Raw genomic sequence first — 13,364 nt, 5'->3', positions numbered from 1 at the left:
CCCCGCATGGTCTTGCAGGTCCATGGCCGCCGATCATTTCCCCCTGCCCCGCACCCCCGCCCTGTGGAACTTTGCCCTTCTGGCGGGGCTGGAGGCCTGTGTCAGGGGCTCTCTGATCTCGGTCATGCCGCTGGTGGTGCGCGATGCGATGGGGTCGACGGTCGGCTCCTCCAAGGCCTATTTCATCGTCGGGCTGATCTCGATGACCTGGGGGCTGATGGTGCCCTGGTTCACCCGGGTCGTGCCGCGGCGCTGGATGTATACCGGCGGCTGCATCCTCTATTTCCTCGGCATGAGCCTCGCCTTCCTCGGCACGCCGCTCTCCGTCACCCTGTCCTTGATGGCCAATGCGATGGCCACGGCCACCACCTTCGTCTGCTTCAACGCCTATGTGCTGGACTATGTCGAGCGCGAGAACCTCGGGCGCGGCCAAAGCCTGCAGATGTTCTTTGCGGCCACGCCCTGGGCGGTCGGGCCGATGCTGGGGGTCTGGCTGCACTCGCTTTGGCGGCCGGCGCCCTTCCTGATGGCGGGCAGCTTCGCGCTGGCCCTGGTCATCACCTTCTGGGTGTTGCGGCTGGGCAATGGCAAGGCGATCTCGCGCGCGCGGCGGCCGGCGATCAACCCCCTGGCCTATCTCGGCCGGTTCTTCGCCCAACCCCGCCTGATCGCGGGGTGGAGCTTTGCCGTCATCCGCTCCACCGGCTGGTGGGTCTATGTCGTCTACCTGCCCTATTTCTGCATCGAGCAGGGGCTTGGCCCCAATGTCGGCGGCACCGCCCTGTCGATTTCCAACGCGCTCCTCTTCCTCGCCCCGACGCTGCTGCGGTTCGCCCGCCGGTCGTCGGTCCGCGTCTCGGTCCGGCGGGCCTTTGCGATCTGCGGCAGCCTGTTCTTCCTCGCGAGCCTCGTGGCCCCGCTGCCCTGGCTCGCGGTGGCGGCCCTGATGCTGGCCTCGACCATGCTGGTGACGCTGGACGTGATCGGCGGCCTGCCGTTCTTGATGAGCGTCAAACCCTCGGAACGCACCGAGATGTCGGCGATCTATTCCAGCTTCCGCGACGTGTCCTCCGTGGTCACCCCCGGCATGGCCTGGGCCGTGCTGGCGGTGGGGCCGACGGCGGCGATCTTCACCGCCACGGGCGCGCTGATGGGGCTGGCCTTCACCGTGGCAGGCAAGCTGCACCCGAGGCTCGGCACCCCGCGCCCGTCACGCGGGCGGCCCTGAGCGGCAGCGGTGGCTGGCCAAGCCCCAGCCTTTCTGGCATAGGCTGGGGCAAAGAGGTGCCCCATGCTCGATGATGAAACCGATCTTGACGATGTCGCAGGCCCGGATGGCGCCGAGATCCATCCCCTGTTCCACGGCGCGCCCCAGTCCACCGAATTCCGCAAACTGCGCAAGCGTCTGGTGCGCGAGGTCCGCGCCGCCATCGACACCTATGGCATGATCGAGCGCGGCGCGCGCTGGCTGGTCTGCCTGTCGGGCGGCAAGGACAGCTATACCCTGCTCGCCGTGCTGACCGAGTTGAAATGGCGCGGCCTTCTGCCGGTGGACCTTTTGGCCTGCAACCTCGATCAGGGTCAGCCCGGCTTTCCCGCCACGGTCCTGCCCGAGTTCTTGACCCGCATGGGGGTCGAGCATCGGATCGAGTATCAGGACACCTATTCGGTCGTCACCTCCAAGATCAAACCGGGCGGCACGATGTGCTCGCTCTGCTCGCGGCTGCGGCGCGGCAACCTCTACCGCGTGGCGCGGGAGGAGGGATGTTCCGCCGTGGTCCTTGGCCATCACCGCGATGATATCCTTGAAACTTTCTTCATGAACCTCTTTCACGGCGGGCGTCTGGCCTCGATGCCGCCGAAGCTGTTGAACGAGGAGGGCGATCTCTTTCTCTATCGCCCGCTGTCCTTCGTCTCCGAAGCCGATTGCGACAGGTTCGCCCGCGCGATGAACTATCCGATCATCCCTTGCGACCTGTGCGGCAGCCAGGAGGGCCTGCAGCGCGCCCAGGTCAAGAAGCTGCTGGACGAATGGGAGACGCGCTCTCCGGGCCGGCGGCAGATCATGTTCCGGTCGCTGATGAACGTGCGCCCCTCGCATCTGGCGGACCCCGGCCTGTTCGATTTCGCCGGGCTCCTGCGGAACTTGGGAGAAATTGAAGAAAATCCTCCACATCTTGGGGATGTGGATTAAGGAACGCTTCGTAAACGGCTTCTAGGTTGACTGCGACGCGGACTGCCATCCGCGCGCGCAGAGGAGCCAATCCGATGACCCTTCGTGACCGGACTCATGCCGTCTCTCAGGCTTTCAGGGGATTGCGGTGGCTTGCCAGCCAGTTCCGCCGCCCCGAGCTCATGGTCTTCGTGCCGGCGGTGACGCTGGCGGCCTTCTGGCTTGGCGGGGAAAGGGTCCTGATTCTGACGGCGCTGGGGGCGCCCCTGGTCTTCACCATCGCGGGGGCCTTTGGTTTCAGCGCCGGGTCACAGGCGCTGTTGCCCGATGCGCTGAACGGGCTGGCCCTGCGGACGCAGATCGTGGATCTGCTGGAAAAAATCCTGCGCGATGCGCCGATTACCGGGATGAACACCGCTTGCGTCGTGGTGCAGTTCGACGGGATGGATGAACTGGTGGACCGCCACGGCCGCTCTGCCCAGACCGAGATTCTGACCCGCTGCGCCGAACGCCTCTGTGCGTCGCTGCGCGCCGGTGACGTGGTGGCCCGGATGGAAGGCGGCGGTTTCGCGATTGCGGTCAACCCCGGGCGGCGTCTGGATCTGGAAAGCACGATCCAGCTTTGCGCGCGCCTGCAATCGGCGCTAACCGCGCCGATCAGCCTGAATGGGGCGCGGATCTATGTCACCGCCTCGATCGGCTTCTGCCTCGGGGAACGGGCGCCCGATGCCACAGGGGCGGGCCTTCTGGACGCCGCACAGGTCGCCGCGGACGAGGCGTTGCGCAACGGGCCGGGCGCGATCCGCGCCTACGCCCCGGACATGACCCGGACCCGGGCCGACCGCGACGCCCTGCGCGAGGACCTCGAGATTGCCCTGGACGAGGGGCAGATACGCGCCCATTTCCAACCGCAGGTCTCGACCGACACCGGCGCGATCTCCGGTTTCGAGGCGCTGGCGCGCTGGCATCATCCGACCCGCGGCCTGATCGCTCCCGCCGATTTCCTGCCCGCGATCGAAAACTGCGGCCTGTCGACCCGGCTGAGCGAGGTCATGGTCTATAACGCCCTGATGGCACTGACCCGCTGGGACAAGGCAGGTTACCATGTGCCGACGGTAGCGGTGAACTTCTCCAAATCCGAATTGCGCAGCCCGGGCCTTGCCAGCAAGCTGAAATGGGAACTCGACCGCTTCAACCTCAGCACAGACCGGCTGACGGTGGAAATCCTGGAAACCGTGGTGGCCGATACCGAAAACGATGTGATCGTGTCCAACATCGCGGCGGTGGCCCAGATGGGCTGCGGCGTCGACCTCGACGATTTCGGCACCGGCCATGCCTCGATCACCTCGATCCGCCGCTTCTCGGTGCGCCGCATCAAGATCGACCGCAGCTTCGTGACCAAGCTGGACGAGGACCGCGAACAGCAGAAGGTCGTCTCGGCCATCCTGTCGATGGCAGAACGGCTCGGCATGGCGACCCTGGCCGAAGGGGTGGAAACCCCCGGCGAACATGCGATGCTGGCGCAGCTGGGCTGCGACCATGTGCAGGGCTTCGGCATCGCCCGCCCGATGCCGGTGGACGAAACGCTGGACTGGATGGCCCGTCACGCCGCGCGCCAATCGGGCGCCCCGCGCATCGGCAACCGCGCCAGGTAGGCCGGGTGACCGGGGCAACCCGACGGCAGGGCGCGGGCGATCCCCGGTTTTGGCCCGATAAGGCGCGGGAGTCCCGCTCCCGCCCCTTGCTTTACGGCGAAACCGCTTGACCTTTTGCCCCCCCTGTCGTTGAACGTCGCCTGATTCAGCTCAAGAACGGCGGCAGTCCCAATGGACGATCAGAACAAGAACCTTCTCCTCGCAACGGTGCTTTCGGCCCTGGTCATCGTGATCTGGTTCGTCGCGGGCCCCATGCTCTTCCCCAGTTGGTTCCCCAAAGAAACGCCCACCCTGTCGGCCCTGCCGCCCGAGACCGCAACGGCGGTCACGCCCCCCGCAGCCTCCTCCGCGCCGACGCTGACCGCCACGCCTGAACCGCAGGCCCCGCGCCTGACGGTGGACACGCCGAAACTGACCGGCAGCATCTCGATGCTCGGCGGTCGGATCGACGATCTGTCGCTGAAGACCTATCACGAAACGGTCGACCCGAGCTCGCCCACCGTCAAGCTGCTGTCCTCGGTCGGCTCGGCCAAGCCCTATTACGCCGTCTTCGGCTTTGGCGCCGGCAAGGGCACCGACGAGGCCGACGTGCCCGGCTCCAAGACGCTGTGGACCGCCCCGGCAGGCGCCACGTTGACCCCGACCACGCCGGTGACGCTGACCTGGACCAATGCCAAGGGCCTGACCTTCAGCCGCACCATCTCGGTCGATGCGAACTTCATGTTCACCATCAACGACACCGTCACCAATGCCGGCACCGCCGAGGCGCATGTCTATCCCTATGGCATCATTGCCCGCCACGGCCTGCCCAAGCTGGAAGGCGTCTATGTCGTGCACGAGGGCCCGGTCAGCCGCATCGACGGCAGCATCACCGAGCAGAAATACTCCGACCTGCCCAAGCTGGAGGCCTTTGAAGGCGTCAACGGCAAGCAGATGGAAAGCAAGGGCGACGGCTGGCTTGGCTTCACCGACCACTACTGGATGACCACGCTGATCCCCGATCAGGGCAAGCCCTTCACCGCAGTGGAAAAATACACGCCGACCGCCGACATCTATCAGGCCGAGATCCGCCAACCCACCATGGCGATCGCGCCGGGCGCCTCGGCCACCACCTCGACCCGGTTCTTCGCCGGCGCCAAGGAATGGGAGACGATCGTCGCCTATGAAAACGACCCCGGCCTGCTGCTGCGCCTGTTCGGCTACAAGGCAAGCGCGGAGGTGCAGGGCGTTCCGGGCTTCATCGACTCGATCGACTGGGGCTGGTTCTTCTTCCTGACCAAGCCGATCTTCTTCGTGCTGCACGAGTTGCACCGCCTGATCGGCAACATGGGCTTGGCCATCATCAGCCTGACCTTCTTCCTCAAGCTTCTGGTCCTGCCGCTGGCCTACAAGAGCTATGTCTCGATGGCCCGGATGAAGGAATTGCAGCCGGAGCTGGAGGCTTTGAAGGCCAAGGCCGGCGACGACAAGGCCAAGCTGCAGCGCGACATGATGGCGCTTTACAAGGAAAAGAAGGTCAACCCGGCGGCCGGTTGCTTGCCGATCTTCATCCAGATCCCGATTTTCTTCAGCCTTTACAAGGTGATCTACGTCACGATCGAGCTGCGCCAATCCCCCTTCGTGGGCTGGATCCGCGATCTTTCGATGCCCGACACCTCGACGCTGTTCAACCTCTTCGGCCTGCTGCCCTGGAGCGCGCCGGACCCGACCAGCATGCTGCACACCGTGTTCATCGGCCTGCTGCCGATCCTCTTGGGCGTATCGATGTGGCTGCAGCAAAAGCTGAACCCGGCGCCCCCGGACCCGGCCCAGGCGCAGATCATGGCCTGGATGCCCTGGATCTTCATGTTCATGCTGGGCCGCTTCGCCTCGGGCTTGGTGCTGTACTGGATCACCAACAACACGATCACCTTTGCCCAGCAGTACATCATCATGTGGAGCCACGGCAAAAGGCCCGATATTTTCGGCAATATCCGCGCCAAGGCGAAACCCGTCGTGGCAGACAGTCCAAGGGCACCGAAGAAAAAATGACAGGTCATCTGACCCATATCTTCCGCCACCCGATCAAGGCACACGGACGCGAGGCTCTCGCGTCCGTTGCGCTTTCGGCGGGCGAGGCTTTGCCCTGGGATCGCCGCTGGGCCATAGCCCATGAGGCGGCGCGGATCACGCCGGGCTGGAACAATTGCAACAGCTTCCTGCGCGGGGTGAAGTCGCCGCAGCTGATGGCGATGGAAGCGCGGTTCGATGAGGCGTCGCAACAGGTTCACCTGTCGCATCCGAAGATCGGCGCGCTGTCGGTGAACCCGGATGACGCAGACGACGCCGCCCGGCTGATCGACTGGGTGCGCCCGCTGATCCCGCAGGATCGCGCGCAGCCGGTCAAGGTCGTGCGCTTTGACGGCGGCATGACGGACAGCAATTATCCGACGGTGTCGATCCTCAACCTGGCCTCGCTGGCCGATCTGTCGGCACGGATGGGGATGGATCTGTCGATCCATCGCTGGCGGGCGAATTTCTGGATCGACGGGCTGGCGCCCTGGGCGGAATTCGACTGGATCGGCAAGCGGGTGGCCATCGGCGATGCCGTGCTGGAGGTCACCGAGCGTATCGGTCGCTGCCGCGCCACCTGCGTCAACCCCGCCACCGGCGAGGTGGAGGGAGAGACGCTGGCTGCCCTCACCAAGGCCTTTGGCCACACCGATTTTGGAATCTTCGCCCGGGTGGTCCGGGGCGGAACAGTTGCCCTCGGCGACGCATGGAGCCTGCAATGAGCCTGACCTTCCCCCTTGCCGAAGAACCCGAATTCGAGGCCAGCGAGAAGGGCCGGCTGCTGTTCGCGGGCCCGGTCGACTTCCTCAAAGGCGTGGTGGCCATGGTGCACATGCCCCCGGCCGACCGGCTGGAGGTCTGCTTTGCCGGGCGTTCCAACGTGGGGAAGTCCAGCCTGATCAATGCCTTGACCGGGCGCAAGAACCTCGCCCGCGCCTCGAACACGCCGGGGCGGACGCAGGAGATCAACTTCTTCACCCTGGGCGAGACGCGCTATCTCGTCGACCTTCCCGGATATGGCTATGCCGAGGCGCCGGTGGCGGTGGTGGCAAAATGGCAGGCGCTGTTGAAGCAATACCTCGCCGGGCGGCAGACGCTGCGGCGGGCTTTCGTGCTGATCGACACGCGGCATGGGGTGAAGGATGTGGATGAAGAGATTCTGACCCTCCTCGACAAATCCGCCGTGACCTTCCAGGTCGTGATGACCAAGGCCGACAAGGTCAACCGCGAGACGCGGGAAGCCAATATCGCCCAGGTGCAGAATGCCCTGAAGAAGCATCCGGCGGCCTTTCCGGAGATCATCGTGACCTCCTCGGAAAAGGGCGAAGGGATCGAGACCCTGCGGGCGATCATCGCGACGCTGGAATGAGGGAGGCTCAGGGTCGGTGGGACGATTTTTCTGCGAAAAATCAATAGGAACCGAATTTTCGCCGAAAATTCGTTCCCAAGTTTTTCGCAGAAAAACTGTGGCCCCGGTCAGACGTGCTGTGCGCCGTTGACCTGCAGTTCTGCCCCCGAGATATAGCTCGACTGGTCCGAGCAGAGGAACCAGATCGCATCGGCCACTTCACGCGGTTGGCCCAGCCGCTGCATCGGCAGCTTCTCGACGATCTTGTCGGTCCCGGGCGACAGGATCGCCGTCTCGATCTCACCCGGCGCAATCGCATTGACCCGCACGCCCATCGGCCCGAAGTCATGCGCCATCTCGCGCGTCAGCGCCGCCAGCGCCGCCTTGGAGGTCGCATAGGCCGCCCCGGCGAAGGGATGCACCCGGCTTCCGGCGATCGAGGTCACATTGACGACCGAGCCTTTGGCCGCCGAAAGCTCCTCCATCAGCCCGCGGGCCAGCACGATCGAGGCGAAGAAATTCACATGGAAGACCTGGCCCCAGGTCCTGAGGTCGGTGGTCAGCGTCGACAGCCGCGCCCCCCCTGCCCCCTTTGGGCTGATCCCGGCATTGTTGACCAGGGCATCGAGCTTGCCATCCAGCTTGGACTTGATCACCTCGATCGCGGCGATGGTCTTGTCGGGGCTGGCGAGGTCGATCTGGATGTGATTCTCCTCGCCCCCCGGCCAGGGGCAGCGGGGATCGAAAGGCTGGCGCGAGCAGGTCAGCACGCGCCAACCTTCGGCGGAAAAGCGCTTGACGGTGGCATGACCAATGCCACGCGAGGCGCCGGTCAGAACGAGGGTTTTCTGGTATGTCATGGCGCCAGTCTAGACCGCTTGGCAGAGCGCCGCAAAGGTCTTAATGGGGAAGAAACCCCGGAGTTTCAAAATGCAGACCCAGACCGTGAGCCGCGAAAACGCCCAGACCACCGCCAAGATGCTGTCCGAGACCCTGCCCCACCTTCTGCGCTTTTCCGGCGCCGTGGTGGTGGTGAAATTCGGCGGCAACGCGATGGGAGATGATGCCGCCATGGCGGAATTTGCCCGCGACATCGTCTTGATGAAGCAAGTCGGCGTGAACCCGGTGGTCGTCCATGGCGGCGGGCCGATGATCAACGAGATGCTGACCAAGCTCGGCATCAAATCGGAATTCGTGCGCGGCAAGCGGGTGACCGACAAGGCCACGGTGCAGGTGGTGGAGATGATCCTCTCCGGCCTCGTCAACAAGCGGATCGTGCAGGCGATCATGGATGCCGGCGGGCGGGCCGTGGGGATTTCCGGCAAGGACGACGACCTGATGGTCTGTGTCGCCGATGACCCGGAACTCGGCTATGTCGGCCGCCCGGTCGAGATGAATGTGCAGGTGCTGCGCGATCTTTATAACGCCGGGATCATCCCGGTGGTGGCGCCGGTCGCCACGGGCATGGCGGATAACGAGACCTTCAACGTCAATGGCGACACCGCGGCCGGGGCGATTGCCGGGGCCTTGCAGGCGGACCGCCTGCTGCTCTTGACCGATGTGGCCGGGGTCAAGAATGCCGAGGGCGTGGTGATGACCCAGATCACCCCGGACGAGATCCGCGCGATGATCGCCGATGGCACCATTGCCGGCGGCATGATCCCCAAGACCGAAACCGCCCTGATGGCCCTGGAACAGGGCGTGCGCGCGGTGACGATCCTCGACGGGCGTCTGCCCAATGCCTCGATCGTCGAGCTTTTCACCGACCACGGCGCCGGCAGCCAGATCCGCTCCACCGAACCGCGGGTGAAGCCGCGTGTGCGCCGGTGAGCCTCGCCGCGGTTCAGGCCCTGCTTGAGCCGCATTGTCTGGAGATTCTGGGCGGTTTTGCCGTGGCCGAGGGGGAGGAGGGCTTCCCCAAGGGCACGCGCAGTCTGCTGCTTCTGGGGCCGGGAGAGCCGGGCTTCTGGCCGCATCTGCAGGCGCAGCCGGAATGGGGCGGGTCGGACCCGGTGGACCGCTGGTCGCGGCGGGTGATTGGCCGCCTGGCCTGCGATCTGGGCGCCAAGGCCCTGTTTCCCTTCGGCGGGCCGCCCTATCAGCCTTTCTACCAATGGGCGCTGCGCTCTGGCAGGGTCTGGGACAGTCCGGTGCGGCTGCTGGTCCATGCCACCCAGGGCCTGATGGTCAGCTTCCGGGGCGCCCTGGCGCTGCGCGAGACGATTGACCTGCCAGAGCCCGCGTCGCGCCCCTGCGACAGCTGCCCGGCCCCCTGCCTGCAGGCCTGCCCGGCCTCGGCCCTCACAGGCGCGGGCTATGACGTGCCGCGCTGCCACGCCCATCTGGATCGGCCCGAGGGGGCGGAATGTCTGAATGGCGGCTGCCTCGTGCGCCGCGCTTGCCCTGCGGGCGCCGGCTATGCAAGGATGGGGGCTCAATCCGCCTATCATATGAGGCAGTTCCACAGATGAAGCGCCTAATTCTCACGCGGCATGCGAAATCCAGCTGGGATGATCCGGCCACCCCGGACCACGACCGGCCCCTCAACGAACGCGGCAAGGCGGCGGCGGCCGAGCTTGGCACCTGGCTCGCCTCGCGCGGCTATGTGCCGGGCGAAGTGCTCTGCTCGGATGCGGCGCGCACCCGGAAGACCTGGTCAGGGATCGCCCCTGCCCTGCCCGGCACGCCGATCCTGCACCTGAAGCCGGCGCTCTATCATGCCGGACCGGACGTGATGCTGGCGGTGCTGCGCCATGCGACCTCGGACTGCGTGATGATGATCGGCCACAATCCGGGCATTGCCGAATTCGCCGCCCGCCTCGCCGCCCGCCCGCCGCTGCACGAGGATTTCAACCGCTATCCGACCGGCGCCACCCTCGTCTGCGACTTCAACGCCGAGACCTGGGCCGAGGTCGGCTTTGGCCAGGGCGCCACGGTCGATTTCGTCGTGCCAAGCGAGATCCTCGCCAATTCCTGATCGGGCCCATTCTGCGCGTCCTGCCGACCGTGCCAGCTGACCCGGTCCTGGAAGGCAGGACGTAGCGGGCTGGCCTTGCCCTTCCGCTGTGAAGTCTCGATGACTTACGCGATCTCACGACCGCTGTTTTGACCTTTGCCACCAGCTTCTGCACGATTCCGGGTTCGAAGGATCGGCAAGAACGGAGCTTCGTGGTGATGCGTACATCTGTAGTGGGCGGTGCTTTGGGCGCCGTTCTGGCGTTTTCGGCCGGGTCCGCACAGGCCGATGGGCCGCGTGACACTGTGCAGGCGGTGACCAACTTGCCGGGCGTGACCCTCAGCTTCGACGTCACGCCGGAGTTCTATGCCTCCAGCATCCCCGGCGCCTTTGGTCGCGCCGATCAGGCGACCACGGTGTCGAGGCTCACCCTGTCGCGGACCCTGCCGAATGGGGTGACTCTCAGCGCTTCGGGGTACCTGATCACGCGCGAGGCCAATGCAAAAAGCCCCTCTTCGACCGGCAACCTGGTGGAGGTGAGCACCTCCTACAAGGTCAAGCTAAGCAAAGACTGGTCGCTGATGCCCTCGGTGACCCTGGGCTACGCCTTCGGGGATGAGCCCAAAGTCGACCCCGACGATGGCAAAGCCCCGGCTGCCTATTACGCGCTGGGGCTGGCGGCGGATTACCGGATCTCGCCCCGGCTGACGTGGAACGTGGTCAACCTGCGCTACCGCGACGCCTTCCGCGGCGACTGGAAGACCCCGAAGATCGCCACCGGTCTGACCTATGCGCTGGATGGCGGCACGGCTGCCTATTTCAATATCGGGAAAAGCTGGAAGGATGCGGGCGACGGCTACAAGAACGACAAGTTCTCGGTCACCTTCGGCCTCAGGCATGCGTTTTGAGATTGCGCTGGTCTGCCCACGAAAGACGGTTGGGCGCACCCGCGGCGCGCCCAACCTGTGATGTCAGTGGCCGAGGATCTGGCTGAGGAACAGCTTGGTCCGGTCTGATTTTGGGTTGTTGAAGAACTCCTTCGGCTCGTTCTGTTCGACGATCTGGCCCTGGTCCATGAAGATCACCCGGTTCGCCACGGCCTGGGCAAAGCCCATCTCGTGGGTCACGCAGAGCATCGTCATGCCCTCTTGTGCCAACTCGATCATGGTATCGAGCACTTCCTTGATCATTTCCGGGTCTAGGGCCGAGGTCGGCTCGTCGAACAGCATGATCCGCGGCTTCATGCAGAGGCTGCGGGCGATCGCCACGCGCTGCTGTTGGCCGCCCGACAGCATGCCGGGGTATTTATGCGCCTGCTCGGGGATCTTAACCTTGCCGAGGAAGTACATCGCGGTCTCTTCCGCCTCTTTCTTCGGGATCTTGCGGACCCAGATCGGGGCGAGGGTCAGGTTCTCGAGGATCGTCAGGTGCGGGAAGAGGTTGAAGTGCTGGAACACCATGCCGACTTCCGAGCGGATCTTGTCGATGTTCTTGAGGTCCGAGGTCAGCTCGGTGCCATCAACGATGATATCGCCCTGCTGGTGTTCCTCCAGCCGGTTGATGCAGCGGATCAGGGTGGATTTGCCCGAACCGGACGGGCCGCAGATCACGATCCGCTCGCCGCGCTGCACGGTCATGTTGATGTCGCGCAGCACATGGAAGGTGCCGTACCACTTGTTCATGCCCGTGATCTGCACGGCCACTTCGTCGGAGATTTTCATAGCAGGATTGGCCATCGCGGGCTCCTATCGGTGGTCGGTCTTGAGCTTGCGCTCGAGATACATGGAATAACGGGACATGCCATAGCAGGTGACGAAGAAGATCGCGCCGACGAAGATGTAGGGCTCCCAGTAGACGCCCTTCCAGGCAATGTCGGCACGCACGATCGCGGTGATGCCGCGCAGCGGGTCCTGCAGGCCGACGAAGGACACGAGGGTGGTGTCCTTGAAGAGGCCGATGAAGGTGGACACGATGCCCGGGATCGAGACCTTGAGCGCCTGCGGCATGATGATCAGCCGCTGTGCCTGCCAGTAGTCGAGGCCGAGCGCGTCGGCCGCCTCGTACTGGCCCTTGGGCAGCGAGGCGAGACCGCCGCGCACCACCTCGGCGTTATAGGCGGCCGAGAACAGGGTGACGAGGATGATCACGCGCAGGATCAGGTCGAACTGGGTCTGCGGCGGCAGGAAGTATTGCAGCAACAGCGAGGCGGTGAAGAGCATGGTGATCAAGGGCACGCCGCGGACGAATTCGATGAAGCCGACCGACAGGGTCTTGATCAGGAACATGTTCGACTGCCGCCCCAGGGCCAGCAGGATACCGATGGGCAGCGAGATCGAGATCGAGGAGACCCCGATCACAAAGGCCAGAAGGAAGCCGCCGAACTGGTCGGAGACGACCTTCTCGATCGCCAGCGGGAAGAGCGATTGCAGCCAGCCCGAGACATAGGACTGCAGCGCCACCCACCAGATCACCGCCACCACCGCGCCGATCGAGGTGCCCACCACCACGCCGAAGCGCGGACTGAACAGGCGGTAGACCAGGGCCAGGATCACGAAGCCCAGCATGGCCATCGCCGGTCCCCAGACCGAACCGCCCCACAACAGGAAGACCGTGGCAAAGGGGTAAAGCAGCGTGATCGGCAAAAGCCGGCTCGGCGCGATCGAGGCCAGCTCGAAACACAGCGCCAGAAGCACGGTCAGCACGACGAACAGCCAGATCGGCCCCTGCGCCAGCGCCAGACCGATCACCGTCAGGATCACGGTCACGCCGACCAGCTTGGTCGCGCTGCGCGGGTTGTCGCCGTAAAGGATCGGCGTCATCGCGATGAACATCAGGCCGAAGGTGAAGATCGGCCGCCAGTAGATCTCGGGCGGGTAGAAGCCATAGACCCATTGGTACCAGCGCTCATGGATCACCGCCCAGCAGGCGCCGATCGCCTCCTTGCCATAGGCATCCCAGATGATGCTGCGGCATTCGCCCAGCGACTTGGCGTTCCAGACACCGTGGAGCAGCCAGGGCAGCGACAGCATCGCAAGGTAATAGACCGTGGCTATTGCCAGGATGGTCAGGATCGCGTTGAGCCAGCTGGAGAACAGGTTCTCGCGGACCCATTTCACGGCACCGCTTTCCTTGCCCGGAGGCGCTTGCGGCGGCAGCATCTGAGTACGGACATATTGCATC

13 protein-coding genes are annotated in these 13,364 nt (G+C 64.8%); 10 read left to right on the top strand and 3 right to left on the bottom strand.

What is annotated here, in order from left to right:
- Positions 1-22: 22 nt before the first annotated feature.
- The 6 genes from AC1DZT_RS18655 to yihA all read left to right on the top strand — a co-directional run bounded on the left by AC1DZT_RS18655 (position 23) and on the right by yihA (position 7,249).
- A complete protein-coding gene (locus tag AC1DZT_RS18655; RefSeq protein WP_478008153.1) occupies positions 23-1,228 on the top strand; it encodes an MFS transporter in 1,206 nt (401 codons plus the stop codon).
- A 63-nt stretch (positions 1,229-1,291) separates the two neighbouring features.
- Positions 1,292-2,194: a tRNA 2-thiocytidine(32) synthetase TtcA gene (gene ttcA / locus AC1DZT_RS18650; protein WP_478008152.1), complete on the top strand. Its 903-nt coding sequence runs from the start codon at positions 1,292-1,294 to the stop codon at positions 2,192-2,194.
- Between the two features lie 74 nt (positions 2,195-2,268).
- The gene (locus AC1DZT_RS18645) at positions 2,269-3,828 is read left to right on the top strand and encodes a putative bifunctional diguanylate cyclase/phosphodiesterase (RefSeq protein ID WP_478008151.1); all 1,560 of its coding nucleotides are present in this window, start codon (positions 2,269-2,271) and stop codon (positions 3,826-3,828) included.
- 171 nt (positions 3,829-3,999) lie between these two features.
- Positions 4,000-5,859, top strand: a complete 1,860-nt coding sequence (yidC, locus tag AC1DZT_RS18640) for a membrane protein insertase YidC (protein ID WP_478008150.1) — start codon at positions 4,000-4,002, stop codon at positions 5,857-5,859.
- Complete coding sequence (locus tag AC1DZT_RS18635; protein WP_478008149.1) at positions 5,856-6,602, top strand: MOSC domain-containing protein; 747 nt, start codon at positions 5,856-5,858, stop codon at positions 6,600-6,602. Before yidC ends, AC1DZT_RS18635 begins: the two co-directional genes overlap by 4 nt.
- The gene (gene yihA, locus AC1DZT_RS18630; protein ID WP_478008148.1) at positions 6,599-7,249 is read left to right on the top strand and encodes a ribosome biogenesis GTP-binding protein YihA/YsxC; all 651 of its coding nucleotides are present in this window, start codon (positions 6,599-6,601) and stop codon (positions 7,247-7,249) included. The genes AC1DZT_RS18635 and yihA overlap by 4 nt, the downstream gene beginning before the upstream one ends.
- Positions 7,250-7,356: 107 nt before the next feature.
- Here the strand turns inward: yihA and AC1DZT_RS18625 are convergent, their stop codons facing one another.
- Complete coding sequence (locus AC1DZT_RS18625) at positions 7,357-8,088, bottom strand: SDR family oxidoreductase (protein WP_478008147.1); 732 nt, start codon at positions 8,086-8,088, stop codon at positions 7,357-7,359.
- Between the two features lie 70 nt (positions 8,089-8,158).
- Between AC1DZT_RS18625 and argB the strand changes: the two genes are divergently transcribed.
- The 4 genes from argB to AC1DZT_RS18605 all read left to right on the top strand — a co-directional run bounded on the left by argB (position 8,159) and on the right by AC1DZT_RS18605 (position 11,092).
- Positions 8,159-9,058, top strand: coding sequence for an acetylglutamate kinase (argB, locus tag AC1DZT_RS18620; protein ID WP_478008146.1), 900 nt, complete (start codon positions 8,159-8,161; stop codon positions 9,056-9,058).
- Positions 9,055-9,699, top strand: a complete 645-nt coding sequence (locus AC1DZT_RS18615) for a ferredoxin (protein WP_478008145.1) — start codon at positions 9,055-9,057, stop codon at positions 9,697-9,699. Before argB ends, AC1DZT_RS18615 begins: the two co-directional genes overlap by 4 nt.
- Entirely contained in the window at positions 9,696-10,205 is a 510-nt protein-coding gene (locus tag AC1DZT_RS18610) for a SixA phosphatase family protein (protein ID WP_478008144.1), read from the top strand. Before AC1DZT_RS18615 ends, AC1DZT_RS18610 begins: the two co-directional genes overlap by 4 nt.
- A gap of 197 nt (positions 10,206-10,402) precedes the next feature.
- Positions 10,403-11,092: a hypothetical protein gene (locus AC1DZT_RS18605; protein WP_478008143.1), complete on the top strand. Its 690-nt coding sequence runs from the start codon at positions 10,403-10,405 to the stop codon at positions 11,090-11,092.
- A 63-nt stretch (positions 11,093-11,155) separates the two neighbouring features.
- On the opposite strand, the gene AC1DZT_RS18600 is transcribed toward AC1DZT_RS18605, so the two are convergent.
- Both AC1DZT_RS18600 and AC1DZT_RS18595 read right to left on the bottom strand, forming a co-directional pair.
- The gene (locus AC1DZT_RS18600; RefSeq protein WP_478008142.1) at positions 11,156-11,920 is read right to left on the bottom strand and encodes an amino acid ABC transporter ATP-binding protein; all 765 of its coding nucleotides are present in this window, start codon (positions 11,918-11,920) and stop codon (positions 11,156-11,158) included.
- Positions 11,921-11,929: 9 nt separating this feature from the next.
- Positions 11,930-13,363 carry an amino acid ABC transporter permease gene (locus tag AC1DZT_RS18595; RefSeq protein WP_478008141.1) on the bottom strand — a complete coding sequence of 478 codons (1,434 nt, stop codon included), beginning with the start codon at positions 13,361-13,363 and terminating at the stop codon, positions 11,930-11,932.
- Position 13,364: the final 1 nt, after the last annotated feature.

Source organism: Rhodobacter sp. P1_C2, assembly GCF_056406375.1.
The sequence above is the reverse complement of the archived record's forward strand: the minus strand, read 5'-3'. Positions and strand labels throughout refer to the sequence as shown.

Coding starts and splice junctions, on each gene's coding strand:
- AC1DZT_RS18655 (WP_478008153.1), top strand. CDS start 23: ATGGCCGCCGATCATTTCCCCCTGCCCCGCACCCCCGCCCTGTGGAAC.
- ttcA (WP_478008152.1), top strand. CDS start 1,292: ATGCTCGATGATGAAACCGATCTTGACGATGTCGCAGGCCCGGATGGC.
- AC1DZT_RS18645 (WP_478008151.1), top strand. CDS start 2,269: ATGACCCTTCGTGACCGGACTCATGCCGTCTCTCAGGCTTTCAGGGGA.
- yidC (WP_478008150.1), top strand. CDS start 4,000: ATGGACGATCAGAACAAGAACCTTCTCCTCGCAACGGTGCTTTCGGCC.
- AC1DZT_RS18635 (WP_478008149.1), top strand. CDS start 5,856: ATGACAGGTCATCTGACCCATATCTTCCGCCACCCGATCAAGGCACAC.
- yihA (WP_478008148.1), top strand. CDS start 6,599: ATGAGCCTGACCTTCCCCCTTGCCGAAGAACCCGAATTCGAGGCCAGC.
- AC1DZT_RS18625 (WP_478008147.1), bottom strand. CDS start 8,088: ATGACATACCAGAAAACCCTCGTTCTGACCGGCGCCTCGCGTGGCATT.
- argB (WP_478008146.1), top strand. CDS start 8,159: ATGCAGACCCAGACCGTGAGCCGCGAAAACGCCCAGACCACCGCCAAG.
- AC1DZT_RS18610 (WP_478008144.1), top strand. CDS start 9,696: ATGAAGCGCCTAATTCTCACGCGGCATGCGAAATCCAGCTGGGATGAT.
- AC1DZT_RS18605 (WP_478008143.1), top strand. CDS start 10,403: ATGCGTACATCTGTAGTGGGCGGTGCTTTGGGCGCCGTTCTGGCGTTT.
- AC1DZT_RS18600 (WP_478008142.1), bottom strand. CDS start 11,920: ATGGCCAATCCTGCTATGAAAATCTCCGACGAAGTGGCCGTGCAGATC.
- AC1DZT_RS18595 (WP_478008141.1), bottom strand. CDS start 13,363: ATGCAATATGTCCGTACTCAGATGCTGCCGCCGCAAGCGCCTCCGGGC.